The organism is Streptomyces populi, assembly GCF_002911015.1.
GTDB lineage: Bacteria > Actinomycetota > Actinomycetes > Streptomycetales > Streptomycetaceae > Streptomyces > Streptomyces populi.
Map to the genome: position 1 here is coordinate 61,224 of NZ_KZ626863.1, position 25,707 is coordinate 86,930.

The following is a 25,707-nucleotide window of genomic DNA, read 5'->3' on the forward strand; positions in this document are numbered from 1 at the left end:
GGACTCAATCGGACAGATCGATGACCATCGGTCCGGTTCGCGGTGGAGGTCGTGATCCGCCGCGAGAGATGCGGCGCGGGCGTCATTGCCCGCAGTGCTTACGGCTCATTCCCAGCGGCCACGGAATCGAAACCGCCGGGTAACAATTACTTATGCGGTCCCTCGCATAGGTGATCGAGACCTCATCCTACGGCCGCGCCGAACAAACTGCCCAGGGCGTACGTCACACCCGCCGCGGCACCACCCAGGGCGAGCTGCCGCAGTCCGCTGAACCACCAGGACCGCGCGGTCACCTTGGCCACGACGGCACCGCAGGCGAAGAGCCCGGCCATGGCGAGGAGCAGCGCGGGCCACAGCGCGGTCGCACCCAGCAGGTACGGCAGTACGGGGAGCAGGGCGCCGAGCGCGAACGAGCCGAAGCTGGACACGGCGGCGACGGCCGGGGAGGGCAGGTCGCCGGGGTCGATGCCGAGCTCCTCGCGCGCGTGGATCTCCAGGGCCTGCTCGGGATCGCGGGAGAGCTGCCGGGCCACCTCGCGGGCCAGGCCGGGCTCGACGCCCCGGGCCTCGTACAGCGCGGCCAGCTCGCGCTCCTCGTCCTTGGGGTGCTTGCGCAGCTCGCGCCGCTCGACGTCGAGTTCCGCCTCGACGAGCTCGCGCTGCGAGGCGACGGAGGTGTACTCGCCGGCGGCCATGGAGAAGGCCCCGGCGGCGAGGCCCGCGAGTCCGGTGATGACGATCGTCTGCTGGGACACGGCCCCGCCGGCGACGCCGGTCATCAGGGCGAGGTTGGAGACCAGGCCGTCCATGGCGCCGAACACGGCCGGGCGCAGCCATCCGCCGTTGACATCACGGTGGGTGTGGTTGTCGCGGTGCGCCACATGCAGCGTCGCCTCGGTCTCGATGATCGCCATACCGGTCCCCCAGAGCGCTTGATTGGACTGTTTCCACTTTTCGACAACTCCGAAAGTACGCTGATAATTTCCCTGCCGCCAGCAAGGAAAGGCTGGGCTAACCTGCGGTTTTACCCTTCGGCGCTCATCCGTGACATGTCATGCACATATGTCGACCGGGTGACAGAGGAGCCCGCGAGGCTCCTGTCAACCGCCAACGTGGCACAGATCCGCAAAGGGGTCCGCGCGCCGCATTCCGCGTGCCGGCGGAGCCCTGAGAGGAGAGGCACGTATGGCTTCCACCGCCTGCATTCCCTCGGCCCCGGCATCCGGGAACGCCGCAGGTCCACGTGACCGGGCACGCGGCGCACTGCTCGGACTCGCCGTGGGGGACGCGCTGGGCGCACCCGCCGAGAACATGAAGCCGTCGGAGATCCGCGCCAGATGGGGCCGGATCACCGGGTACGTCGCCGAGCATCCGGCCGGGACGGACGACACCGAGTACGCGATCTTCTCGGGGCTGCTGCTGGCCCGGCACGGCTCGGCGCTGACCGTGGCACACGTCGAATCGGCCTGGCACCAGTGGATCGCGGACCGCGACGAGGGGCCGTTCCGCGGCGCCGGATTCAGCGAGCGCGGCACGCTGGAGAACCTCCGCCGGGGACTCGCGGCGCCCATCTCCGCCCAGCACCGGCACGCCTGGAGCGACGGTCTCGCCATGCGCGCGGCGCCCTTCGGCGTCTTCGCGGCCGGCCGGCCCGCCGAGGCGGCCCGGCTCGTGGCGATCGACGGCTCGGTGAGCCACGAGGGCGAGGGCCTCTACGGCGGCCAGGCGGTCGCGGCCGGGGTCGCCGCCGCGATGGCGGGCGCCTCCACCTCCACGGTCGTCGCCTCCGCCCTGGCCGTCGTCCCGGACGACTCCTGGACGGCCCGCTCGCTGCGCCGCGCGGTCGCGGTGGCGCACCGGGGCGAACGCGCGGTGCGCACTGCGGTCGTGATCGGCGGCTACCCGTGGACCGACCTGGCCCCCGAGGCCGTGGCCCTCGCCTTCGGCGCGTACGCGGCGGCGGACGGGGCGTTCACCGAGTCGGTCCTCACCGCGGTGAACATGGGACGCGACGCCGACACGACGGCCGCGGTGGCCGGGGCGCTGGCGGGCGCGACCCGGGGCGTGTCGGCGATCCCCGCCGCGTGGGCGGCGGCCGTCGGACCGGCCCGCGGCAGCTGCCTCCCTTCGATGGAGGGCCACCACATCCTGGACGTGGCGGACCTCCTGACCCCGGAGCACGAGGAGAAGTGGGGTGCCGGGGGGCGCGTACCGCCCGCCGTCGAGACACGCGCGGCCCGCCCTCCGGACGTCCGCGGAGACACGGATCCGCCCGGGAACGCGTACGGGACCACGGATCCGCCTCCGGAGGCGCCCGGGACACCCGCCGTCGGCACCGGGGCACTCCGGTGAACCCCGGACTGGCCGGCGACGACGAGCCCGGCGGGCGTACGGGCGAGGGCGCCGCCTCCGCGACACCCCCCGCACCGCTCCGGCCCGGAACGGGAACGGCCCCGACGCACCCCGGACCGGGATCCTTCACCGACGGGAGGGGGCCGGGGACTCCGGACACGGAAGCAGGGCCCGGAACGCCCGGCGCGGAACCGGGACCTGGGACACCCGGCACGGGAACGGAATCCGGAACGCCCGGCACGGGAGCCGGAACCGGGACGCTCGGCGCTGGAGCCGGGGTGCTCGTGTCGGTGGTGGAGCCGGAGGTGCCGCGCGGGGCCTCTCCGCGGGTCGGTCCCGGGCCGGGAGCCGGGGACCCCGTGGGGACGGGCGTGCGGCGGGTCGAGGGGCTGTTGCTCGGGCTGGCCTCGGGGGACGCCGCGGGGTGGCCCGCCGCGCGCCACCGGGCCGCGCGGATGCCCGAGTGGACCCGGCGGCTCACCCGCGAGCTGGACACCTTCGCGGAGCAGAACGCGACGACGACCCTGCCCGTGCCGATCGCGCTGAACCAGCCGCCCGAACCGCTGCGGCTCGGCCCCTCGGACGACGCCGAGTGGGCGGCGTTCGCGGCGGAGGCCGTGCTGCGGGCCGGGGAGACCACGGCGCTCGGCGACCTGAGCCTCGACCGCCGGATGCGCGCGTCCATCGACCTGTCCTGGAACGCCGTCGCCAGCGAGGTCGCCGCCGCCGCGGACCGCGCCCCCGAGGTCGAGTCCGCCCTGCTCCCGCTGCGCGCCCGGATCTCGGTGCGGGCCGGACTCGGCAACCTCGCCACCGGTCTGCGCCCGCCCGCCACCGGCCACGACAACCCCCACTACTTCGACGACGCGGCCTGCGTGCGGGCCTGCGTGCTCGCCGTGGCGCACCCGGGAGACCCCCGACTCGCCGCGGAACTCGCCGAGTTCGACGCCCGCTACACCCAGGACGGCGACGGTGTGCACGGTGCCCGCGCCATGGCCGCCGCCGTGGCGCTCGCCCTCGCCGGGCACGACGTCGGCACCTGCGTGGAGGCGGCCCTCGCCGAACTGCCCGCCGCCACGGAGATCGGCCGCAACGCCCGGCACGCCCTCACCCTGGCCCGGGGCAGCGAGAGCGCCTTCGCCCTGGTCCCGCCCCTCGAGCACCAGATCGTCGACCACGTCTACAGCTACGGGGTCGCCGCCGCCGAGACCGTCCCCGTCGCCCTGGCCCTGGCGCTGGCCGCGCGCGGCCGGATCGCCGAGGCCGTCCCCGCCGCCGCCTGTCTGTCCCGGGTCGCCGACTCGGCCCCCGCCCTGGCCGGAGCGCTCACCGGGGCGCTCGGCGGCGGCGCCGCCGTCCCCGCCTCCTGGCGCGAGGCCTGCCGCACCCTGTCCGGCTGCGCGCTGCCCCGGCTGACCGGCACGGATCTCATCGGGCTCGCCGAACTCCTGGAGGCGACGGGACTCGCCGACCCGCTCGATTCCCCGGGACCGGCCGCACCGGAGGGATGATTCGGGCATGACGCCCAAAGGAGAAGGAACGGGAACCCTCGACGAACGGATCACCGGAGCCCTCGTCGGAGCCGCCGTCGGCGACGCCCTCGGCGGCCCCGTCGAGGGGTACTCCCCCGAGCAGATCACCGAGCGCCACGGCGGACGCGTGCACGGTGTCGTCGGCCCCTGGAACGGCGACGACTGGCCCACCGCCCGGCCCGTCGCCCCGTACCACAAGGGCGACGGACACGTCACCGACGACACCCTCATGACCCATGCGCTGGTACGGGTGTACGCGACCGTCCGCGACCACCTCGACGCCTACGCGGTCGCCGAGCACCTCGTCCCCGACCTGATGACGACCCCCCGCTGGATCCCGGAACTGGAGGCCGAGGCCCTCCCCCTCCAGCGGATCTTCCTCGCCGAGAAGTGGATGGTCGCCCGCCTCCACTACGGCCACGTGGACCCCCGGGAGGCCGGCGCCGGCAACATCGTCAACTGCGGTGCGGCGATGTACATGGCCCCGGTCGGCCTCGTCAACGCGGCGAACCCGGCGGGCGCGTACGCCGAGGCGCTCGACATCGCGGGCGCCCACCAGTCCTCGTACGGGCGCGAGGCCGCGGGTGTCTTCGCGGCGGCCGTGGCGGCGGCCTGCTCCCCCGGCGCGACCCCCCGCTCGGTCGTCGACGCGTGTCTGGCGCTGGCCAAGGACGGCACCCGCGCCGCCGTCGAGGCGGTCTGCGAAGTCGCCTCGCGGTACACGGACTTCGAGTCGGCGCTCGTCCCGCTGCGCCGGGCGGTGGCCCCCTTCGACACCGTCGGCCCCGACTACCGCTCCCCCTCCCTCGGCGCCCGGCGCCCCTCACGGCTGCACTCCATCGAGGAACTCCCCGTCGCGCTGGGCATGTTGCTGGTGTCCGGCGGCGAATTCCGGCACGCGGTCCTCGGTTCGGTCAACTACGGGCGCGACTGCGACTCCATCGCCACCATGGCCGGAGCCCTCTCGGGCGCGCTGGGCTCCGAGGTCCCGCACGACTGGGCCAAGACGGTGGCCGAGTCCAGCCGCCTGGACCTGGACGCCCCGGCGCGTACGCTGGCCGGGGTGACCCGGGAGATCTTCGACCGTGACGTCCGCCGCCGCCGGGCCCACGAGGCGGCGTACGCCGCGCTGGCGGGAGCGCCGTGCTCCGGCTGACCTGGGTCCAGCCCGAGGACCTCCTCGGCCACGAACTCCACCAGGCCGTGCAGGACGGCCGCGACCCGTCCCGCGTCGCCGCCCGCTGGTACGCGGCGGGCGGCGGGACCGCCCCGCCGCGCGCGGGCGCGTCGGCGACGGCGGCCTCGCCGTCCCTGCGCCGACTGGCGGCCGCGCTCCTCGACGAACTCGCCGCCCTGCCCGGCGGGACGGAGGACGACGAACCGACGGACCTGGCACTGATCAAGGACCGGTGCCCCGACTGGCCGCCCCCTCGGTACGCGCCCGTGCCCGCTCCCGGCCCGCTCCGGCTGGAAGCGGCCTGGCTCGGGCGGGCCGTGGGCTGCCTGCTCGGCAAACCCGTGGAGAAGCTCCCCCTCGAAGCGATCCGGGCCCTCGCCCGAGCCTCCGGCAACTGGCCCCTGCGCACCTGGTTCACCGAGCGGGGCGTGCCCCGGGACCTGCTGGACGCCCACCCCTGGAACCGGCGCTCGGCCGCCACCTCGCTGGCCGAGAACATCGACGGCATGCCGGAGGACGACGACCTCAACTACCCGCTCCTGAACCTGCTGTTGCTCCAGCGGTACGGTCGCGGCTTCACCACCGCGGACGTGGCCCGCCTCTGGCTCGACGAACTCCCCGCCGGCCGCACCTTCACCGCGGAACGCGTCGCCTACCGCAACCTCCTCGGCGGTGTCGAGCCCCCGGACACCGCCCGCCGCCACAACCCGTTCCGCGAGTGGATCGGCGCCCTGATCCGCGCGGACGTGCACGGCTGGACCAACCCGGGCGACCCGGCCCGGGCCGCGGAACAGGCGTACCGCGACGCCACCCTCACCCACACGGCCAACGGCGTCTACGCGGCGATGTTCACGGCCGCCGCCATCGCCGGGGCGGCCGTCCCGGCCACCGACGTCCACGCCTGTCTGCGCACCGGACTGAGGGTCGTCCCGCCCGGCTCCCGACTGGCCCGGGCGGTCCGCCACGCCGTCCGGCTGGCCCGTACGACACCGGACTTCGACGCGGTCGTCGACGAACTGCACACCGTCCACCGCGACTGCCACTGGGTCCACGCCGTCCCCAACACCGCGCTGATCGCCGCCGCCCTCACCCACGCGGACGGCGACTTCACCGGCTCCGTCTGCCGGGCGGTGTCCGGCGGTCTGGACACCGACTCGAACGGCGCGACGGCCGGAAGCATCGCCGGCCTGCTCACGGGCGACCCCGCCGCCCTGCCCGACCGCTTCACGGGTCCCCTCAAGAACCGGCTGGCCACCTCCGTCGCCGCCTTCGACGGCATCGGCTTCGACGCCCTCGCCCACCTCACACACCGGGAGACCGTTCGCCCATGACCCACATCGCCGTGCTCGGCAGCACGAACATGGACCTCGTCGCGTATGTCGCCAAGGCCCCCCAGCGCGGAGAGACCGTGACGGGACGGGAGTTCCGTACGATCCCCGGCGGCAAGGGCGCGAACCAGGCGGTGGCCGCCGCGCACGCGGGCGCCGACGTCTCCCTGGTCGGCGCGGTGGGCGCCGACTCCTTCGGCAGCCAACTCCGTTCCACGTTGGAGCACTTCGGCGTGAACACCGACCATCTGCGCACCACCGAGGGCCCGTCCGGCACCGCTCACATCGTGGTGGACGACGAGGGCGGCAACGCGATCGTCGTCATCCCCGGCGCCAACGGCACCGTCACCTCCCTCGCCCCCGGCGACGAGGGCCTCATCGCCAGCGCCGACGCGCTGCTCCTCCAGCTCGAGATCCCGCTGGAGGCCGTGCTCGCCGGCGCGGAGGCCGCCCGCAGACACGGCGTCCGGACGATCCTGACCCCGGCACCCGCGCAGTTCCTGTCGCCCCAGCTGCTGTCCGCCGTCGACCTGTTGGTGCCCAACCAGCACGAGGCCGCCGCGCTCACCGGCTTCACCGATCCGCGCGGAGCCGCCGCGGCGCTGCTCGAACAGGTCCCGGAGGTCGTCGTCACCCTCGGCGCCGAGGGCAGCCTGTACGCGGCCCGGGGCGCCGCCCCCATCACGGTGCCCGCGCCCAAGGTGACCGCGGTCGACTCCACCGCGGCGGGCGACACCTTCGTCGGCACCCTGGCGGTGGCGCTCGCCGAGGGCCGGGAGATGTCGGAGGCCATGGTGTGGGCCTCGGCGGCCGCCTCGGTGTCGGTGCAGCGGCACGGGGCGACGTCCTCGATGCCGTACCGCTCCGAGATCGACACCCAGGCCGGCGCATGAGCGGGCCCGGCAGGGGCGGCCCCCTCGACGGCCTGCGCGTCCTCGACCTCGCGACCCTGTTCGCCGGGCCGCTCGCCGCCACCATGCTCGGCGACTTCGGCGCGGAGGTCGTCAAGGTCGAACACCCCTCCCAGCCGGACCCGTCCCGGGGGCACGGCCCCTCGAAGGACGGCATCGGCCTGTGGTGGAAGCTCCTCGGCCGCAACAAGCGCACGATCACGCTCGACCTGTCGAAGCGCGGCGGCCGCAGGACCCTGCTCCGGCTCGCCGCGGACGCCGACGTGATCGTCGAGAACTTCCGTCCGGGCACCCTGGAGAAGTGGGACCTGGGCTGGGCGGAGCTGTCCGCGGCCAACCCCCGGCTGGTCCTCGCCCGGGTCACCGCCTTCGGCCAGTTCGGCCCGTACGCGCACCGCCCCGGCTTCGGCACGCTCGCGGAGGCGATGAGCGGCTTCGCCGCGGTCACCGGCGAGCCCGACGCGCCGCCGACCCTGCCGCCGTTCGGCCTGGCCGACTCGATCGCGGGCCTCGCGACCGCGTACGCCGTGATGGCCGCGCTGCGGGCGCGCGAGCGCACCGGCGAGGGCCAGGTGATCGACATGGCGATCATCGAACCGATCCTGACCGTCCTCGGCCCGCAGCCGATCTGGTACGACCAGCTCGGCCATGTCCAGCCGCGCACCGGCAACCGCTCGGCGAACAACGCGCCCCGCAACACCTACCGCACGGCGGACGGCTCCTGGGTCGCGGTCTCGACGTCGGCGCAGTCGATCGCCGAGCGGGTGATGCGGCTGGTCGGCCGCCCCGACGTGATCGACGAGCCGTGGTTCGCGACCGGCGCGGACCGGGCGCGCCACGCGGACGTCCTGGACGGGGCGGTCGGCGCGTGGATCGCCGAGCGCACCCGGGACGAGGTCCTCGCCGCCTTCGAGAAGGCGGAGGCGGCGATCGCGCCCGTCCAGGACGTCCGGGACATCATGAGCGACCCGCAGTACCAGGCCCTCGACACGGTCACCCGCGTCGAGGACCCCGAGCTGGGGCCGCTGCGCATGCAGAACGTCCTCTTCCGGCTCTCCGCCACACCCGGCGCGATCCGCTGGGCGGGCCGCCCGCACGGTGCGGACACCGACGCCGTGCTCGGCGAACTCGGCCTGACCGTGCCCGAGATCGAGGAGCTGAGGGCGGAGGGGGCGCTGTGACCGCGGACCTTCTGCCCCTGACCTGGCTGTACGCGCCGGGGGACCGTCCCGAGGTGGTGGCCAAGGCCCTCGTCTCCGGTGCGGACGTCGTCCTCGTCGACCTGGAGGACGCGGTCGCGCCGCACCGCAAGGAGTACGCCCGCTCCGCCACCGCGGACCTGCTCGCCGAGACGCCGCCCGTCCCGGTGCACGTCCGGGTCAACGCCCTCGACGGCCCCTTCTGCGACGCCGACCTGAAGACCCTCTCACCGCTGCGCGGACTGTCCGGTCTGCGGCTGCCGAAGGTGACCTCGCGCCACGACGTCGTGCGGGTGGCGGCGAACGCGACCCCGGCGGAGGGCGGCACGATCCCCCTCTACGCCCTGCTGGAGTCGGCCCTCGGCATCGAGCAGGCCTACTCCATCGCCTCGGCGCACCGCGCGCTGCGCGGGATCTCGCTCGGCGAGAGCGATCTGCGGGCCGATCTCGGTGTCCGTGACGAGACGGGCCTCGACTGGTCCCGGGCCCGCCTGGTCGTGGCCGCCCGGGCCGCGGGCCTGCCCCCGCCGGCCCAGTCGGTCTACCCCGACATCCGCGACGTGGAGGGCCTGGCCTCGTCCTGTGCGCGCGGCCGCGCCCTCGGCGTCCTCGGGCGTGCGGCGATCCACCCCCGCCAGCTCCCCATCATCGAGCGGGCCTACCTCCCCACCCCGGCCGAGGTCGACTCCGCCGAGGCCGTGATCCGGGCGGCCGCCGGGGATCCCGGCGCGCAGGCCCTCCCGGACGGCCGTTTCGTCGACGCCGCGGTGGTCACGGGCGCCCGCCGCACCCTCGCCCTCGCCCAGCGCCTGGCCTGAGACCACGCGCGCCTCGAACAGCACGGCCCCGGACGGCGCGGCCCGGGGCCCGGGGCAGCACGAAGGGGGCGCCGCGTCCCGGACGCGGCGCCCCCTTCCGTGTGCGGGAGACTCAGCTCTTCTTGGCCGACCCGGCCTCGTCCCGTGCCACGGGCTCCGCCCCGGCCCCGGACTCCTCCTCGGACTCCGTCCCGGCGGTCTCCGAGGACTCGGCGGACTCGGTGGACTCGGCGGCGGTCCGCTTGCCGAGGTCGACGGAGTCGCCGTCGGTCCCGGCCTCCCCCGCCTTCTCGCTCTTGCCGCCGTCCTCGGCCCCGTCGCCGGCCTCGCCCTCGGGCTTGTCGCCGGTCTTGTCGCCGGCCGCGTCCTCGGCGGAAGCGGTCCCGTCGCCCCCGGCCGGCGCGTCCTCCCCGGCGTGGGGCTCCACGATCTCCTCCCGTCCCGGACGCGTCCGGGCCGAGATCACGATGTAGAGCACCGCGAGGAGGAAGACCACCAGCGCGGTCCAGTCGTTCAGCCGCAGGCCCAGGATGTGGTGGGCGTCGTCGACGCGCATGTACTCGATCCAGCCCCGGCCGACGCAGTAGGCGGCGACGTACAGGGCGAAGGCGCGCCCGTGGCCGAGCTTGAAGCGGCGGTCGGCCCAGATGACCAGGAATCCGACGCCGACGCACCACAGGGACTCGTACAGGAAGGTCGGGTGGTAGTAACCGGGAACGCGCCCGTCCGTGGAGGACGTGATGTGCAGCGCCCACGGAAGGTCCGTCGGCTTGCCGTACAGCTCCTGGTTGAACCAGTTGCCCCAGCGTCCGCAGGCCTGCGCGAAGGCGATGCCGGGTGCCACGGCGTCGGCCCAGGCGGGCAGCGGGATGCCGCGGCGGCGACAGCCGATCCAGGCGCCCAGCGCACCGAGGGCGATGGCGCCCCAGATGCCGAGCCCGCCCTGCCAGATCTTGAAGGCGTCCACCCAGTCACGGCCCTCGCTGAAGTACAGCTCGTAGTCCGTGATCACGTGGTAGAGCCGGCCGCCGACGAGACCGAAGGGCACGGCCCAGACCGCGATGTCGGCCACCGTGCCGGCCCGCCCGCCCCGGGCGATCCAGCGCTTGTTGCCGAGCCAGACGGCCAGAAAGACGCCGATGATGATGCAGAACGCGTAGCCGCGCAGCGGAATGGGGCCGAGGTGCAGCACACCGTGCGACGGGCTGGGAATGTAGGCAAGTTCCATGGCAGGGTCGACGCTACCGTGCCGGACGCCGCCCGCGGCGGGCAGCCCCGCAACGGGTCCATAACGTGCGGCGCCCCCCGGCCCGTGGAAGGCGGGGGCGCCGGAGCGCACGGGACGGCTCAGCCCTTGTTCGCCTCCTCCACCATCTGCTTGAGCTTGGCGGGGGTCATCGACTGGTCCTCGTAGATGTTCTTGCCGCCCAGGAGCACGGTCGGGGTGCCCGAGAAGCCGCCGGCCTGGAACGCGGCGTGCGACTTCTGGACCCAGCTGTCGTGGGTGCCGTCGTTGACGCAGGCGCGGAAGGCCGGGGTGTCCAGGCCGTCCACCTTGCCGGCGAGCTCGATGAGCTTGGCGTTGTCGGCGAAGGCGTCGTCGGTCTCCTTGGGCTGGTTCTCGTACAGCACGTCGTGGTAGTCGCGGAACTTCCCGGCGTCCTGGGCGCACGCCGCGGCGTTGGCGGCCTTGCGGGAACCGCTGCCGCCCATGTTCCCGTCGATCAGCGTGACGAGGTGGTACTCGACCTTCAGCTTCCCGGAGTCGGTCAGCTCGCGGATCGTCGGACGGTAGGCCGCCTCGAAGGCCTGGCAGGCCGGACAGCGGAAGTCCTCCCACACCGTGAGGGTCGACCCGGCGCCTTCCTTGCCGACGGGGATCGCGAGACTGTCCTTGCCGGTGGCGCCCGAGGGCGACACGACCGGGCCCGAGGCACCGCTCTTCTTGTCCTTGCCCGAGTTGGCGGCCACCACGCCGATCACGGCGGCCAGACCGAGGACGCAGATCACCGAGGCCCCCACGATCAGCGCGCGGCGGCGCTTGTCCGCGGCCTTCTGCTTCTCTCGCTCGACCGCCAGCCGCTCGCGGGCGTTGCGCTTTCCGTCACGGTTCTTCTCGCTCACATCCGGCAGAACGAACCGGGGAGGCGCAGCGCGCCTCCCCGGCCCGAGGTCCACCCGTTCGGGTGAGCGGATTGTCCGTTACGCACGGATCGATCCGATCGCGTACGCGTCGACCCGCCCGGTCGCGTACGGGCGGGCGGGTCCGCCGCACGATCGCGTCACGCCCTGGTGCGCACACCCTTCGCGAGGTCGGCCGCGAGTTCCCGTACGGCCTCGAGACCGGCCGCCTCGTCCGGCGCGTCCAGCATCCGCTTCACGAACGCCGAGCCGACGATCACTCCGTCGGCGAAGCCGGCCACCTCGGCGGCCTGCTCGGCGTTGGAGACGCCGAGGCCGACGCAGACGGGCAGCTCGGTGGTGGCCTTGGTGCGGGCCACCAGGTCCTGGGCCTGGTTCCCGACCGACTCCCGGGTCCCGGTGACCCCCATCAGCGAGGCCGCGTACACGAAGCCGCTGCCGGCCGCGGTGATCTCGGCGAGCCGGGCGTCCTTGCTGCTGGGCGCGACGACGAAGACGGTCGCGAGGCCGTGCTTCTCGGCGTGCTCCCTCCACAGCGCCGACTCCTGGACGGGCAGGTCGGGCAGGATGCAGCCCGCGCCGCCCGCCTCGGCGAGCTCGGCGGTGAAGCGCTCGACGCCGTAGCGGTCGATCGGGTTCCAGTACGTCATCACGAGGACGGGCTTGCCGGTGGCCGCGAAGGCCTCCCGGACGGTCCGCATCACGTCCGCGATCCTGACGCCGCCGCGCAGGGCGATGTCGTCGGCGGTCTGGATGACGGGACCGTCGAGGACGGGGTCGCTGTGCGGCAGCCCGACCTCGACGACGTCGGCGCCGCCGACGAAGACGGCCTTGATCGCCGCGATCCCGCCGTCGACGGTCGGGAAGCCGGCCGGCAGGTACGCGATGAGGGCGGACCGTCCTTCCGCCTTCGCGCCCGCGAGGGTGTCGCTCAACAGCTGGATGTTGCCGCTCACTTTGCGTCCCCCTCGATCTCGGCGTTCTCGCTGTCGGCGTCCGCGGCGACGACCGCGTCGACGCCGTCGTCGTAGAGGCCGAAGTAGCGGGCGGCCGTGTCCATGTCCTTGTCGCCGCGCCCGGACAGGTTGACGACGATCAGCCCGTCCTTGCCCAGCTCCTTGCCGACCTCCAGGGCCCCGGCCAGCGCGTGGGCGCTCTCGATGGCCGGGATGATGCCCTCGGTGCGCGAGAGCAGCCTGAGGGCCTGCATCGCCGCGTCGTCGGTGACCGCGCGGTACTCGCCGCGGCCGCTGTCCTTGAGGTAGGAGTGCTCCGGGCCGATGCCGGGGTAGTCGAGTCCGGCCGAGATCGAGTAGGGCTCGGTGATCTGGCCCTCCTCGTCCTGGAGGACGTACGACCGTGACCCGTGCAGGATGCCGGGCTCGCCGGCGGTCAGGGTGGCCGCGTGCTCGCCGGTCTCCACGCCGTGCCCGGCGGGTTCGCAGCCGATCAGGCGTACGCCCTCGTCGGGGATGAAGGCGTGGAAGAGGCCGATGGCGTTGGAGCCGCCGCCGACGCAGGCGACGGCGGCGTCGGGCAGCCGTCCGGCGCGCTCCAGGATCTGCCGGCGGGCCTCGACTCCGATGACGCGGTGGAAGTCGCGGACCATGGCGGGGAAGGGGTGCGGTCCCGCGACGGTCCCGAAGAGGTAGTGGGTGTGGTCGACGTTGGCGACCCAGTCGCGGAACGCCTCGTTGATGGCGTCCTTGAGGGTGCGGGAGCCGGACTTCACGGCGATGACCTCGGCGCCGAGCATGCGCATCCGGGCCACGTTCAGCGCCTGGCGCTGGGTGTCGATCTCGCCCATGTAGATGGTGCATTCGAGGCCGAAGAGCGCGCAGGCGGTGGCCGTGGCGACACCGTGCTGGCCGGCGCCGGTCTCCGCGATCACCCGGGTCTTGCCCATCCGCTTGGTGAGCAGGGCCTGGCCGAGCACATTGTTGATCTTGTGCGAGCCGGTGTGGTTCAGGTCCTCGCGCTTGAGGAAGATCCGCGCACCGCCCGCGTGCTCGGCGAAGCGCGGCACCTCGGTGAGGGAGCTGGGGCGTCCGGTGTAGTGGACGAGCAGGTCGTCGAGCTCGCGGGCGAACTCGGGGTCCGCCTTCGCCTTGTCGTACTCGACGGCGACCTCGTCCACGGCGGCGACCAGCGCCTCCGGGATGAACTTGCCGCCGAACGCGCCGAAGTAGCCTTCGGCGCTGGGGACCTGGCCGTCGGGGTCGGGAATGAAGAACTCGCTGGGCATGCGGATACCTCGCAGGGGCGACAGCCCCGGTTACGGGATCGGACAGGGGTCACGGAAACCGGACGCACCCACGCTCCACCGTCACCGGCGGGTCTGCCGGTGGCACCGCCCGTCCTGCCGCCGTCCGTCGTCCGCGCGGGACGGCGGACGTGCCGTCACGGGGACCAGGTGGCCGTTTTCGGCTCGGTCCCGTGCGGGGTGGACGCGGCCCCGGTCCACGTGTGGCGTGGTCCGGGTCCGGTCCACGTGTCCGGTGGACTCTGCCCGGTCCCCGCGCCGCGGCGGACCAGGAGTCGGCCGGGTTCACCCGTGCGGGTCACCTGGCCGGGGAGGGCGTGAGCGCGTGTACGCGCCCGGGCCATCGCATGCCGTTGACCTGACCCGGCTCGTCGCCGATGACGTAACGGACCCGGCGCCCGTGCACCCGGCGCGCGGGCGCCCGGCAGCCGCGCGGACGGCAGCCGCGGGCGAGGCGGGCGTAGGGGTCACGGGCCGCCGAGGCGACCGGGAGCGCGGCGCCGGAGGGCAGGCCGGCGCGTTCGGCGCCCGGGTCGCCGGGGAGGTTCCCGACGGACGGCGACGGGTTCCCGCCGTCCGCCCCCGGCACGGGTGATCCGGCCCGCGCCCGCGGGAGCGCGTCGGCCGGGACCGGCGCGTCCGACCCCGCGCGCGCCGGCACGCCGTCGGGGCATCGGCCCGGACGGGGTACGGCGGTGGCGAGGGTCGGGGCGGACACCGGCGGGTCAGTCCCGTCCGTGCCGCAGGGCCGGGTGGGCGCCCGCCGCCACCAGGTCGGAGACGGCGGTCCTCGGGTCACGGCCGGTGACCAGGGACTCGCCGACCAGGACCGCGTCGGCGCCCGCGTTGGCGTACGCGATGAGGTCGTGCGGGCCGCGGACACCGGACTCGGCGATCTTGACGAGGCCGTCGGGGATCTCGGGGGCGACCCGCTCGAAGGTCGAGCGGTCGACCTTGAGCGTCTTCAGGTTGCGCGCGTTGACACCGATGATCTTCGCGCCGGCGTCCACCGCCCGCTCGACCTCGTCCTCGTCGTGCACCTCGACCAGCGGCGTGAGCCCGATGGACTCGGCACGCTCGATGAGGGACTCGAGGGCGGGCTGTTCGAGGGCCGCGACGATGAGCAGCGCCAGGTCGGCGCCGTAGGCGCGGGCCTCCCACAGCTGGTACGAGGTGACGATGAAGTCCTTGCGCAGCACCGGGATGTCCACGCGGGCGCGAACGGCCTCCAGGTCGGCGAGCGAGCCGCCGAATCGGCGCTGCTCGGTGAGGACGGAGATGACGGCCGCGCCGCCCGCCTCGTAGTCGGCGGCCAGGGCGGCGGGGTCGGCGATCGCGGCGAGCGCGCCCTTGGACGGGCTGGACCGCTTGACCTCGCAGATGACCTTGACACCGTCACCGCGCAGGGCTGCCACCCCGTCCTTGGCCGCCGGAGCCTTCGCCGCGCGCTCCTTGAGCTCGTCGAGGCTGACGCGCGCCTGCCGCTCCGCGAGGTCGGCACGGACTCCGTCGATGATCTCGTCGAGCACACTCACGCGAGCGGCCCCCTTCCCTGCGGTGGACGGTTGAAGCGGTCGAGCGGCCGACCCGGGTTCACCGTCTCTGACGGAAAAGTCGGGCTCACTGCGATGGTATCCGGAGGAAGGCGTAGCCCTCGCATCCGGTTGACGCCGGTCCCATTACCTGGACATTTGTCATTTCATCAAGGGTGCAGCCACCCGCCGGAGGGCAGGTTCCGGACAACGGTGAAGACCAGCGTCAACGCGGCCAGACCCCACAGGTGGACCGGTCCGGGATCGAGCCGGACCGGTCGTCCGCGCACCACGCGGATCACCCAGACGGCCCACAGCACCGCGAAGGCCAGGTAGCCACCGACGGCGAGCGCGTTGTCCGTGAGCGCCGCGGCGAGGTCCCCGTGCACGAAGGCGTGCGCGCTGCGCAGACCGCCGCAGCCTGGACAGTACAGGCCGGTGAGGCGGAACAGCGGGCAGACGGGGTAGTGACCGGGCTCGCCGGGGTCGACGGTCCCGACGTACGCGAAGGCCCCGGCGACGACCGCGAGCAGTCCGCCGGGAACGGCGAGCCGCCGCAGGACGCCGGCGTCCGGCCCGGTTCGCGTCACCCTCTGGGTTTCGGCGTTCACGCGACGCATTCTGCCCCTCGCGCGGGGCGGGCGCTCGCCCGCGTACGCGGAAGGCGGCCCCGGCGGGTGTGCCGGGGCCGCCTTCCGTACAGCCTCAGCGGGTCAGGCGTCGGCGCTCACGGTCGAGCGCGCCGCGTTCGCGGGGTGCGGGGTGGCCTTCGGCTGGCCGAGACCCATGCTGCGCATGATCAGGCCCACGACACCGCCGAGGACGACGACGGCCATGCCGGCCCAGAAGCCCAGCGGTTCGGCCTTGACCATGAAGGCGCCCGCGACGCAGAAACCGATGAAGGCGATGATGACACCGGTCCAGGCGGCCGGGGTGTGACCGTGGCTGCTGCCCGCCATGACTTGCTCCTCGTTGCTGTATGCGTGTGTGAGTCGGACGCTCACCGCCCATTGTCCCGTACGCGCGGGTCCGCCGTGATCGCGGGGTCACTCCTCGGCCGCCGGTCCTCCGGGTCGCGACGACGGGGGCGGGCACGGGACCTTCGCGCGGGAGGACCTAGGTCCCGGCCGGGTCGGGGCCGGTGGGGTCCTCGCCGCGGTCGAGCGCCTTCCAGAGGTCCTCGGGGCGGTCCGGGTCGACCGGCTTGGCCTTGCGGGGCCGGGGCCTGCCGTCCCGCTCGTAGCGGCCGGACATGGCGGGCCACGAACGGCCGTGGCGCAGCGCGAGCAGGCCGGCCAGCAGGATGAGCGCGCCGCCCGCCACGGCCACGTACGGCCAGAGGGTGTGGCCGGTCCCGGCCGCGGTGGCGGCGGTGTTGCCGGAGGCGGCGGCGGCCCGCTCGTCGAGGGCGGAGCCGTCGCTCGCGCCGAGGACGGCGGCGACCGCGATGCCCGCGCCGGAGAGCGAGAGCAGCACGGAGACCAGGAGGCGGCCGGAGCGGCGGACGGCGAAGACGGCGACGAGCGCGGCGAGGCCGACTATCGCGAGCGCCGCGGGCACACCCGTGACGTCGCTGCCCTTGACGGTCAGCGGGAAGTCGCCGCCGGCCACGGTCGCGGTCCCCCGCGCCCAGCTCTGCCGGGTGGCGAGCAGGGTGACGGCCGCGCCGAGCGCGCCGCTCAGCAGGGTCACGGCAAGGCTGCGGCGGCCGGACCGGGCGGGTCCCGCGGCTTCGGATCGGGGGTGAGGTACGGCAGTCACAGACCCCACTATCGCCTGAACCCCGGGCGAACCGTCATCCGGGGCCGCGTGACCCTCGTCCTATCGGTGGGCGTCGCCGATATCACCGGGCCCCGGGCGGGGCCGGGCGCAGCCGGGGGCGGCCGTCGTACGGCCCGGGTGCCACCGGGGTGCACGACGGCCGTCCGCCGGAGCGTCGCGCTACCGTCCGAGCCGGTTCGCCGTGTGCACCGCGCGCAGGACCGCCGCCGCCTTGTTGCGGCACTCGTCGTCCTCCGCCTCGGGGACCGAGTCGGCGACGATGCCGGCGCCCGCCTGGACGTAGGCCGTGCCGTCGCGCAGCAGGGCCGTGCGGATGGCGATGGCGGTGTCGGAGTCGCCGGCGAAGTCGAGGTAGCCGACGCAGCCGCCGTACAACCCGCGCCGGGACGGCTCCAGTTCGTCGATGATCTGCATCGCGCGCGGCTTGGGCGCGCCGGAGAGGGTGCCGGCGGGGAAGCAGGCGGTGAGCACGTCGAAGGCCGTACGGCCGGCGGCGACCTTGCCGGTCACCGTGGAGACGATGTGCATCACGTGCGAGTACCGCTCGATGGACATGAAGTCGACGACCTCGACGGAGCCGGGCTCGCAGACCCGTCCGAGGTCGTTGCGCCCGAGGTCGACGAGCATGAGGTGCTCGGCGCGCTCCTTGGGGTCGGCGAGCAGCTCGTCGGCGAGGGCCTGGTCGTCCTGGACGGTCGCGCCGCGGGGCCGGGTGCCCGCGATGGGGTGCACCATGGCCTGTCCGCCCTCGACCTTGACCAGCGCCTCCGGGGAGGAACCGACGACGTCGAAGCCGTCGAAGCGGAACAGGTACATGTACGGCGAGGGGTTGGTCGCCCGCAGGACGCGGTAGACGTCCAACGCGCTGGCCGTGCACGGGGTTTCGAAGCGCTGGGAGGGGACGACCTGGAAGGCCTCGCCGGCCCGGATGCGCTCCTTGATGTCCTCGACGGCGTCCTGGAAGTCGGGGCCGCCCCAGAGCGCGGTGTACTCGGGGAGTTCGGAGGGCGGGAGCGCCGCGGGCGGCTGGGACACCGCGCGCGAGAGGTCGGCCTCCATGGCGTCGAGGCGGGCGACGGCGTCCGCGTACGCCTCGTCGACGCCGGTGTCCAGGTCGTTGTGGTTGATCGCGTTGGCGATCAGCTGGACCGAGCCGTCCCAGTGGTCCAGGACGGCGAGGTCGCTGGTGAGCAGCATGGTCAGCTCGGGCAGCTTCAGGTCGTCCCGCTCGCCGGGGCCGATCTTCTCCAGGCGGCGCACGATGTCGTAGCCGAGATAGCCGACCATGCCGCCGGTGAACGGGGGCAGTCCCTCGGTCCCCGGTGTGTGCAGCGCCTCGATGGTGGCGCGCAGGGCCGCGAGCGGGTCACCGTCCACGGGGACGCCCACGGGCGGGGTACCGAGCCAGTGCGCCTGTCCGTCCCGCTCGGTGAGGGTCGCGGCGGAACGGACGCCCACGAAGGAGTAGCGGGACCAGGACAGGGAGGTGCGGCCGTTCTCGGCGGATTCGAGCAGGAACGTGCCGGGGCGCTCGGCGGCCAGTTTGCGGTAGAGCGCGACCGGCGTGTCGCCGTCCGCGAGCAGTTTGCGGCTGACGGGGATGACACGGCGGTCGGTGGCCAGCTTGCGGAACGTCTCGAGGTCCATGGCGGCTGACCTTACTGATTCCGGGCCGGTGCACCGGAATCGGCGCCCTCGGCCCCGCCGCCGGTGTCCTTCAGCAGCACGTCGGCGTCGAAGCAGGTGCGGGCGCCGGTGTGGCAGGCCGCGCCCACCTGGTCGACGCGCACCAGGAGGGTGTCGGCGTCGCAGTCCAGGGCCACGGACCTGACGTGCTGGAAGTGGCCCGAAGTGTCGCCCTTGACCCAGTACTCCTGGCGGCTGCGCGACCAGTAGGTGCAGCGGCCCGTGGTGAGGGTGCGGTGCAGCGCCTCGTCGTCCATCCAGCCGAGCATCAGCACCTCACCGGTGTCGTACTGCTGGGCGATGGCGGGGACGAGTCCGTCGGCGCTGCGCTTGAGGCGGGCGGCGATCTCGGGGTCCAGGCTGCTGGCGGGAGGCGTGCTGGTCATGGGTGCCATTGTGCCGCGCCGGACCGTCGCCCCCGGCCGTTGTCCACAGGCCGGACCGGCGCCGTCGTCCACAGGCCCGGCGCGGCCGGACCCGGCGTGTCCTCCGCTGGGCGGAGCGGGCGCCCGGTCGTAGGCTGGCTGGCATGTCGACCCATGCGAAGCGCGAACGGCTCCTCCTGGCCGATCTGTTGGAGACCGTGGGACCGGACGCCCCCACCCTGTGCGAGGGCTGGACCAGTCGGGACCTCGCCGCGCACGTGGTGGTGCGCGAGCGACGCCTCGACGCCGCCGGCGGTGTCGTCGTCAAGCAGCTCGCGTCCCGTCTGGAGCGGGTGATGGCGGAGTTCGCCGACAAGCCGTACGAGGAGTTGATCCAGCTGCTCCGTACGGGGCCGCCGCGGTTCTCCCCGTTCTCCCTGAAGCAGTTGGACGAGGCGTCGAACGTGGTGGAGTTCTACGTCCACACCGAGGACGTGCGGCGCGCGCAGCCGGACTGGGCGCGGCGCGAGCTGGACGCGGTGTTCCAGGAGGCCCTGTGGTCGCGGCTGGACCGCACGGCCCGGCTGATGGGCCGGAACGCTCCGACGGGGGTGGTCCTGCGCCGCCCGAACGGCCAGACGACGGTGCTGAACAAGGGGACGCCGGTGGTGACGGTGACCGGCGAGCCCTCGGAGCTGCTGCTGTTCGCGTTCGGCCGGCAGGGCGTGGCGGACGTCGAGCTGGACGGCGACAAGGACGCGGTCGCCAGACTCCACGAGGCGAAGCAGCTGGGGATCTGACACCACGGCGCCGGGGGACGGGGCCGGGGTCCGGGGTCCGGGGTCAGCGGGGCAGTTCGGCGCGCCGCAGGTCCCGCACGCACAGGGTGAGGACCCCGCCGAGGCCGCACACGGCGGCGCTGGCGGTGAAGACCGGCCCGGTGCCCCACCAGCCGATGGCGGCGGCGGTCAGCGGCATGCTCAGCGGCGCGAGGCCCAGGCTGACGATGCCGGCGACGGCGGTGACCCGGCCCAGGTAGGCGGGGTCGGACTGCGTCTGGATCAGCGCCCCGCACAGGGCGCCGCTGAGCCCGGCGAGCAGTCCGACGACGAGGGCCGTGCCGACGGCTCCGGCGACGCTCGGCACGAAGGCGAGCGAGCCGATCGCCACGGAACCGCCGAGGATGGCCGCGGCGGCGACGGTGCCCGCCCGGGGCAGCCGTCCGCGCAGGGTCAGCAGCAGCGCGGCGGCTCCCGCGCCGGTGCCGAACGCGGCGATCACCCAGCCCATCCCGGACGCGCCCCAGCCGCGCCGGTCGGCGAGCAGGGTCAGTCCGACGTTCAGCGGTCCCACGAAGCCGAGGTCGCCGAGGGCGATGGCGGCGATGAGCGGGGCGAGGACGCGGTGGCCGCGGATGTAGCTCAGGCCGTCGCGGAGGTCGCGCCAGGCGGTGCGGTCCGCCGGGTCCCCCGCTTCGTCCGGGGCCGGCTCCCGCATGCGTACGGAGATCAGCAGCGGCACCGACACGGCGATGAGCGCGCCCGCCGCCGCGAACGCCGCGGCCGCGCCGCCGAGGGCCACCGCGAGACCGCCGAGCGGGGCGCCCAGCACGTTGGCGGAGCGGATGGCGAGACCCCGCATGCCCTGCACCCGGGCGAGCTGGTCCCGGCCCGTGACCCGGGCGGGGAGGGCTCCCACGGCGGGCATGAACACGGCGTCGACGACGCCGAAGACGACGGCGGCCAGGACCAGCAGCCACAGCCCCGGGCCGGTCGTGAGGAACAGCGCGGCGAGCGCCAGCACGGTCGCGCAGCGCACCGCGTCACTGCCGATGACGACCTTCCGGGGTCCGAACCGGTCGGCGACCACTCCCCCGCCCAGCATCAGCAGGGCCCGCGGGACGGCGCTGACGGCCATCACGAACCCGGCCTGGGAGGGGCTGCCTGCCTGGACGGCGGCCCAGGACAACGCGATGTAGTAGACGTTGTCGCCGATCGTCGACGAGGTGTAGGCGCCGAGCCAGCGCAGGACGTTGCCGTCGCGGTGGGCGGGCCTGCCGGGTATCTGCCCGGCGGCCCGCGCGGGGGCCGGTACGAGGGTCGCGGTCACGGTGCCGGGTCCTTTCGGGACGGATGTGCCGTGCGGGACGGACGTGCTCTCGGGGTCAGACACGGAACGGGAATCCGTACAGGTGCACCGCGACGTTCTCGCGTCCTTCGGTGCCACCGGCCGCCTCGCGCTCGCGACCCTTCTCGTCGTGCTTCCGGATGACGGTGAGCAACTCCTCGTTGAGCTCGGCCAGTTCGTCCGGCGTCAGACGCAGGGTGGACTCGGAGTCGGAGGACGCGCCGGTCCACTCGGCGCCCCAGGCCTGCCGCTCGTCCAGATACCGCCGGTAGAGGTCGGCGCGCTGGTCGACGAGGAGCCGCGCGAACGCGGTGTGGGCGGCGGACGTCTCCGGCGCGCTCCGGAAGTCCTCGTCGTGGACGCTCAGTCCTTCCGACGCGGGTTGCCACCAGCGTTCACGGCCGTCTCCGCTGCGCGGCTCCGCCTCTTCGATCAGCCCGTGCTCGGCGAGCTTGCGCAGGTGGTAGCTGACGAGCGAGGGCGCCTCGTCGACCTGCTCCCCGAGCTGGGAGGCGGTGGCGGCGCCCGCGACGTGCAGGGCGCGGTACAGCTGCATCCGCAGCGGATGGGCGATCGCCTTGAGCGTGCCCATGTCCGCGACGCGGCGGTCTCCCTTGTGTGTCATGCCCCTACGGTAGATGCGAAAGGAAACTTGCGCAATAAAAATTGCGCAAGTTTCCTTTCGCATCTACCTTTCGGAGCGCCCTCACGGATCGAGCAGGGAGTGCGCCGCCAGGGCCAGCGACAGCTCGACCACGTCCGCCGGGCGGGTCAGGGAGCGGCCGGTGAGCTGTTCGCAGCGGCGCAGCCGGTTCAGGACGGTGTTGCGGTGGCAGTAGAGGCGGCCCGCGGCCCGCTGGGCGGAGCCGTCGCAGGCGAGCCAGACCGTCAGCGTGTCCAGCATGACGTCCCGGTCGGACAGGTCCAGCCGCAGCAGCGGCCCGAGGACCCGCTCGGAGAGCGCCGCGCCGAGGGCCGGCGCGGAGACGACGAGAGCCGCGGGCAGGTGCTCCTCCAGCACGACGGTCCCGCCGGAGCGCGGACAGGCCCGCAGCGCCGTGTCGGCCAGACGGCGGGCGTCACCGATCGCCGCCAGCCCCTCCACGACCGGGCTCACCCCGACCCGGGCCGCAGGCGGGGCGGTCAGCCTGCGGGCGATCTCCCCGGCGTCCACGTCGGACCCGTGCACCCCGGGGCGCTCACCGCCCCGGCCGTCCGGGCCGCCCGTGCCGTCCGGACCCCCCTCGCCCGCCGGAGCGGGCGCCGGCCCGGAGGCCGCGCCGAGGAACCCGCCGTCGTGGCCGCGGCCGGACCGGTCCCCGTCATGGGTGCGGTCGCCGAGCAGGACGATGCCGTAGCCGCTCTCGCCGTCGCGGTCGCGGTGCCAGAGGATCCGCAGGCCGGACAGACGCACCTGGCCGTGCACGTCCGCGGACGCCCGGCCGGCGGGCGGACGGACCAGCACCACCGCGTACCGGCCCTGTTCGGGCAGTTCCAGGGCGGCGGCGGTGGCCGGCAGATCGGCGATCCGGGCGGTGCCGTCGAGGAGCGCGGCCGTCATCAGCCGCAGCCGGTTCTCCCTGCGCCACATCAGCTCGCGCTCGGTCTGGCGGTAGGCGTCGGCCGCCACGGCGCAGTGGTCGTCGACGAAGTTCCAGACGTCGGCGGCCACGTGCACGAGCAGGCGCGCGTCGGAGGGGCGGCGCCGGGTCGTCTCGTCGACGAGCTCCTGCCAGATCATGCCGCCGCCCAGCCGGAAGGCGCGCAGCAGGGCGTCCAGCGGAAGGCCGCGTTCGGCACGGGCCCTGCCGATGGCCCAGGAACAGCGGTGGGCGGCCTCGCGCAGTTCACCGGGCCGGATCAGGGATCCGACGTTGAGCCGCAGCGAGCGGCGCACTTCGTCGCGAACGCTCTCCGCGTCCGTCTCGATGGCCGCCCGGTACGCGGGTTCGCGCTCCGCCAGGAGGTCCACGAGCCGTTCGGTGAGTTCGGGCAGCCCCTCCATCAGCGCCCGGGCGGCGCGGTGCAGCACCGCGAGCGCCTCCGCGTCGACGGCCGGACGGGCTCCCGGCACCGGGGGCCGCGGTCCGGGCCGGTACCGGACGCGGGCGGGTACGAGGTGCTGCATCGCTGTCCTCCACCGGAGTCGGCTCGGTCCGGGCCGCCCGGTCGGCCGACGCGCGGCACACGGGTGCTCCGGAACCTCCTGATCCCGCAGGATGGCATACCGCCCGGTCGGTACCTAGGGGTGTGCGGTGGTCTTCTCGGACCGGTCCACCAGCCGGGACAGCTCGACGCGGGAGCGGACCCCCAGGGCGGCGAAGACATTGCGCAGGTGGTGGTCCACGGTGCGGGGGCTCACGGACAGGCGCAGCGCCACTTCACGGTTGGTGGCCCCTTCCGCGACACAGCGGGCGATCCGCAGCTGCTGGGGCGTCAGGAGCGCGAGGGGACCGGCCGGCCCGCCCGGGGCGGCGTCCCCGGTGGCCCGCAGTTCGGCCCTCGCCTGGACGGCCCAGCCGAAGGCCCCGCCCCGCTCGAAGGACACCAGCGCGTCCCGCAGCCGGCCGCGGGCCTCGCCGGGCCTGCGCCGCCTCCGCAGCCAGGCGCCGTAGAGGAGCTGGGTGCGGCCGCGCTCGAAGTCCCCCGCCACCTCCTCGTGCCGGGCCAGCGCGGCGGCGAACAGCGCCTCACATTCCTCGGGTCCGCTCAACAGTGCCTGGCAGCGCGCCAGTTGGGCTCCGGCCTGAGGATCGGAGCCCTGCGCGGACCAGCGGGCGAACTCGGCCACCGCCGAGCGGGCGGCCTCCGTCCGTCCCGTGCGGGCCGCCGCTTCCACGAAGCAGGGGACGGCGAGCATCCGTACCGCGAAGTGGCCGCGGCGCGGGCCCGCGCCGACCAGGGGCCCGAGCCGGGCCGCGGCCTCGTCGAGCCGGCCGCGGGCCAGGTCGGCGCGGGCCCGCGCCCACTGCGCCAGCGTGGCCGCCTGTGCGAGGCCGTGGGCCGCGGCGACCTGTTCGGCCGCCGCGGCGTGCTCCGTGACGGCTTCCGGGGAGCCCTCCACGGACGCCACGAGCGCGAGGATCGCGTGGTGGTGCGCCGCGAGGTTGTCCTGACCGGTGCCGAGGGCCGTGCGCAGACCGTCCTCCGCGTGGGCGCGGGCGCGGGCGTGGCGGCCGGCGCGCAGCTCTCCGTAGGCCAGCCGTTCCAGCGCCCGGGCGACCAGGACGTACGGGCCCCGGGCCCTGGCGACGGCGAGGGCCCGGGAGTTGGCGCGAGCGGCGGCGGCCAGGTCACCGACGACGAGGGCGGCGCTCCCGGCCCGCAGCAGGGTTTCCGGGCCGTCGGGGGCTCCGGGCACGTCCGCTTCGGCCACCACCTCCCGCAGTGGCCGCCGCCCGCTGTCCGGACGGCCGTGCATCACCGCGGACATCCCCGCCCGGTACGCCGTGAGCAGCCGGTCGGGCTCCGGCCGGTCCGGGCCCTGGTCCAGGGCTTCCGCGCACGCCGTCGCGTCGCCCATCGTCCAGGACGCCTCGACGGCGGCGAGCCGGGCGGCCAGGGCGCGGTGCGCGTCGGTGGGGGCCAGCAGTTCGGCGGCCAGCAGCAGCGCTTCGCGGGCGTCGGCGACCGGGCCGTCCTGGAGCGCGAGCCGCCCGTGCACCAGCTGGGCCGCGCCGCGCACGGCGCCGTGCGGACCCTCGCATCCGGCCCGCGCGAGCAACTCCCGCGCGCGGTGCGGCAGTCCCGCCAGCCGGGCCTGGTCGGCGGCGTCGACCAGACGGGCGGCGCGCGGCCCCGCGCCGACGGCGAGTTCGGCCGACCGGGCCCAGGCCGCCGAGCGCTCCGCGTGTGCCGGTCCGCCGTCCGGCGACTCCGCGGCCGCGGCGAGCGCGTCGCCGAGGTCCGGTGCGGGGGCGACGGCCGCCGCGGCTCGGTGGAAGAGGGCGGGCAGGGTGCGCGGCCCCCCGGCGTGGGCATCGGCCAGCAGCCGGTGCGCCGCGCGCCGACGGGCCGGCGCGACGGTGGCGTAGAGGGTGCGGGCCGGGCGGGGATCGACGAGGTGGACCCGGCCTCCGGCGAGGCGGAGCAGTCCGGCGGCCTCGGCGGCCTCGAGGGCGGTGCCCGCGTCGAGTCCGGCGGCCCCGGCCGCCCCGAGGACCACCGCGGCGTCCACCCCGCCGCCGCTCGCGTCCCGCTCCCGCTCGGCCGCCACGAGCAGCAGCAACAGCCCCGACGGATCCGGCCCCGGGCCCTCGTCGCCGACCGCACCGGGTGAGCCCCGCTCCCCGGTTCCCGGCACCGGCGTTCCGGTCCCGGCGACCGGAAGGACCGCACCTGGCGGGAGGGAAGCATCCGGCCGGGGCCCGGGAGCGGCCGACGGTCCGGATGCGCGACCCCGGTCCGGCTCCCCCGACGCACCGGGACGAGCCACCCCGGGCACACCGGGAGGACGGGAGACGCCCGACGCAGGGGGAGCGTCCGGCGGGCGG

Annotated in this window: 23 protein-coding genes and 1 pseudogene; 8 read left to right on the forward strand and 16 right to left on the reverse strand. The window is 74.7% G+C overall.

Translation table 11 applies throughout. The features are described 5' to 3' along the window. Positions 1–182: 182 nt before the first annotated feature. Positions 183–914 (reverse strand): VIT1/CCC1 transporter family protein, encoded by a 732-nt coding sequence (locus tag CW362_RS14975; RefSeq protein ID WP_103549944.1) that lies wholly within the window; start codon positions 912–914, stop codon positions 183–185. A 271-nt stretch (positions 915–1,185) separates the two neighbouring features. Between CW362_RS14975 and CW362_RS14980 the strand changes: the two genes are divergently transcribed. The 7 genes from CW362_RS14980 to CW362_RS15010 all read left to right on the forward strand — a co-directional run bounded on the left by CW362_RS14980 (position 1,186) and on the right by CW362_RS15010 (position 9,317). Further along, positions 1,186–2,352, forward strand: coding sequence for an ADP-ribosylglycohydrolase family protein (locus CW362_RS14980; RefSeq protein ID WP_240657798.1), 1,167 nt, complete (start codon positions 1,186–1,188; stop codon positions 2,350–2,352). Between the two features lie 293 nt (positions 2,353–2,645). After that, a complete protein-coding gene (locus CW362_RS14985; RefSeq protein ID WP_376450458.1) occupies positions 2,646–3,863 on the forward strand; it encodes an ADP-ribosylglycohydrolase family protein in 1,218 nt (405 codons plus the stop codon). 7 nt (positions 3,864–3,870) lie between these two features. Then, the gene (locus tag CW362_RS14990; RefSeq protein ID WP_103549945.1) at positions 3,871–5,040 is read left to right on the forward strand and encodes an ADP-ribosylglycohydrolase family protein; all 1,170 of its coding nucleotides are present in this window, start codon (positions 3,871–3,873) and stop codon (positions 5,038–5,040) included. Then, positions 5,028–6,392, forward strand: a complete 1,365-nt coding sequence (locus tag CW362_RS14995) for an ADP-ribosylglycohydrolase family protein (RefSeq protein WP_103549946.1) — start codon at positions 5,028–5,030, stop codon at positions 6,390–6,392. Before CW362_RS14990 ends, CW362_RS14995 begins: the two co-directional genes overlap by 13 nt. After that, a complete protein-coding gene (gene rbsK / locus CW362_RS15000; RefSeq protein ID WP_103549947.1) occupies positions 6,389–7,282 on the forward strand; it encodes a ribokinase in 894 nt (297 codons plus the stop codon). Before CW362_RS14995 ends, rbsK begins: the two co-directional genes overlap by 4 nt. After that, on the forward strand, positions 7,279–8,481 hold the full coding sequence (locus CW362_RS15005; protein ID WP_103549948.1) for a CaiB/BaiF CoA transferase family protein: 1,203 nt from the start codon (positions 7,279–7,281) through the stop codon (positions 8,479–8,481). The genes rbsK and CW362_RS15005 overlap by 4 nt, the downstream gene beginning before the upstream one ends. Continuing rightward, positions 8,478–9,317, forward strand: coding sequence for an HpcH/HpaI aldolase/citrate lyase family protein (locus tag CW362_RS15010; RefSeq protein WP_103549949.1), 840 nt, complete (start codon positions 8,478–8,480; stop codon positions 9,315–9,317). The genes CW362_RS15005 and CW362_RS15010 overlap by 4 nt, the downstream gene beginning before the upstream one ends. Before the next feature lie 112 nt (positions 9,318–9,429). Here CW362_RS15010 and lgt read toward each other — a convergent pair whose 3' ends face one another. The 11 genes from lgt to hisI all read right to left on the reverse strand — a co-directional run bounded on the left by lgt (position 9,430) and on the right by hisI (position 19,108). Next, the gene (gene lgt / locus CW362_RS15015) at positions 9,430–10,545 is read right to left on the reverse strand and encodes a prolipoprotein diacylglyceryl transferase (protein ID WP_103549950.1); all 1,116 of its coding nucleotides are present in this window, start codon (positions 10,543–10,545) and stop codon (positions 9,430–9,432) included. Positions 10,546–10,664: 119 nt separating this feature from the next. Then, the gene (locus CW362_RS15020) at positions 10,665–11,441 is read right to left on the reverse strand and encodes a DsbA family protein (RefSeq protein WP_162684083.1); all 777 of its coding nucleotides are present in this window, start codon (positions 11,439–11,441) and stop codon (positions 10,665–10,667) included. Positions 11,442–11,599: 158 nt separating this feature from the next. Continuing rightward, positions 11,600–12,415, reverse strand: coding sequence for a tryptophan synthase subunit alpha (gene trpA, locus CW362_RS15025; RefSeq protein WP_103549952.1), 816 nt, complete (start codon positions 12,413–12,415; stop codon positions 11,600–11,602). Beyond that, positions 12,412–13,704 (reverse strand): tryptophan synthase subunit beta, encoded by a 1,293-nt coding sequence (gene trpB / locus CW362_RS15030; RefSeq protein ID WP_103549953.1) that lies wholly within the window; start codon positions 13,702–13,704, stop codon positions 12,412–12,414. The genes trpA and trpB overlap by 4 nt, the downstream gene beginning before the upstream one ends. 316 nt (positions 13,705–14,020) lie before the next feature. Then, positions 14,021–14,233 carry a tryptophan biosynthesis modulator TrpM gene (gene trpM / locus CW362_RS15035; RefSeq protein WP_103549976.1) on the reverse strand — a complete coding sequence of 71 codons (213 nt, stop codon included), beginning with the start codon at positions 14,231–14,233 and terminating at the stop codon, positions 14,021–14,023. Between the two features lie 214 nt (positions 14,234–14,447). After that, entirely contained in the window at positions 14,448–15,257 is an 810-nt protein-coding gene (trpC, locus tag CW362_RS15040) for an indole-3-glycerol phosphate synthase TrpC (protein WP_103549954.1), read from the reverse strand. A 167-nt stretch (positions 15,258–15,424) separates the two neighbouring features. After that, on the reverse strand, positions 15,425–15,874 hold the full coding sequence (locus tag CW362_RS15045) for a DUF2752 domain-containing protein (protein ID WP_103549955.1): 450 nt from the start codon (positions 15,872–15,874) through the stop codon (positions 15,425–15,427). Between the two features lie 93 nt (positions 15,875–15,967). Continuing rightward, positions 15,968–16,213 (reverse strand): HGxxPAAW family protein, encoded by a 246-nt coding sequence (locus tag CW362_RS15050; protein ID WP_103549956.1) that lies wholly within the window; start codon positions 16,211–16,213, stop codon positions 15,968–15,970. A 157-nt stretch (positions 16,214–16,370) separates the two neighbouring features. Next, a complete protein-coding gene (locus CW362_RS15055; protein ID WP_103549957.1) occupies positions 16,371–17,024 on the reverse strand; it encodes a TIGR02234 family membrane protein in 654 nt (217 codons plus the stop codon). Positions 17,025–17,195: 171 nt separating this feature from the next. Next, positions 17,196–18,683: an anthranilate synthase component I gene (locus tag CW362_RS15060; protein WP_103549958.1), complete on the reverse strand. Its 1,488-nt coding sequence runs from the start codon at positions 18,681–18,683 to the stop codon at positions 17,196–17,198. Positions 18,684–18,694: 11 nt separating this feature from the next. Beyond that, positions 18,695–19,108, reverse strand: a complete 414-nt coding sequence (hisI, locus tag CW362_RS15065) for a phosphoribosyl-AMP cyclohydrolase (RefSeq protein ID WP_103549977.1) — start codon at positions 19,106–19,108, stop codon at positions 18,695–18,697. Positions 19,109–19,251: 143 nt separating this feature from the next. On the opposite strand from hisI, the gene CW362_RS15070 reads away from it, so the two are divergent. Next, entirely contained in the window at positions 19,252–19,887 is a 636-nt protein-coding gene (locus tag CW362_RS15070; protein WP_103549959.1) for a TIGR03085 family metal-binding protein, read from the forward strand. 43 nt (positions 19,888–19,930) lie between these two features. Here CW362_RS15070 and CW362_RS15075 read toward each other — a convergent pair whose 3' ends face one another. The 4 genes and pseudogenes from CW362_RS15075 to CW362_RS15090 form a co-directional block, all read right to left on the reverse strand. Then, positions 19,931–21,196 carry an MFS transporter gene (locus CW362_RS15075; protein WP_103549960.1) on the reverse strand — a complete coding sequence of 422 codons (1,266 nt, stop codon included), beginning with the start codon at positions 21,194–21,196 and terminating at the stop codon, positions 19,931–19,933. A gap of 55 nt (positions 21,197–21,251) precedes the next feature. Then, on the reverse strand, positions 21,252–21,839 hold the full coding sequence (locus CW362_RS15080; RefSeq protein ID WP_103549961.1) for an ArsR/SmtB family transcription factor: 588 nt from the start codon (positions 21,837–21,839) through the stop codon (positions 21,252–21,254). A gap of 81 nt (positions 21,840–21,920) precedes the next feature. After that, on the reverse strand, positions 21,921–23,342 hold the full coding sequence (locus CW362_RS15085) for a PucR family transcriptional regulator (RefSeq protein ID WP_103549962.1): 1,422 nt from the start codon (positions 23,340–23,342) through the stop codon (positions 21,921–21,923). A gap of 114 nt (positions 23,343–23,456) precedes the next feature. Continuing rightward, positions 23,457–25,040: pseudogene (locus tag CW362_RS15090) on the reverse strand (LuxR C-terminal-related transcriptional regulator); the annotation flags it as partial. Positions 25,041–25,707 lie beyond the last annotated feature (667 nt).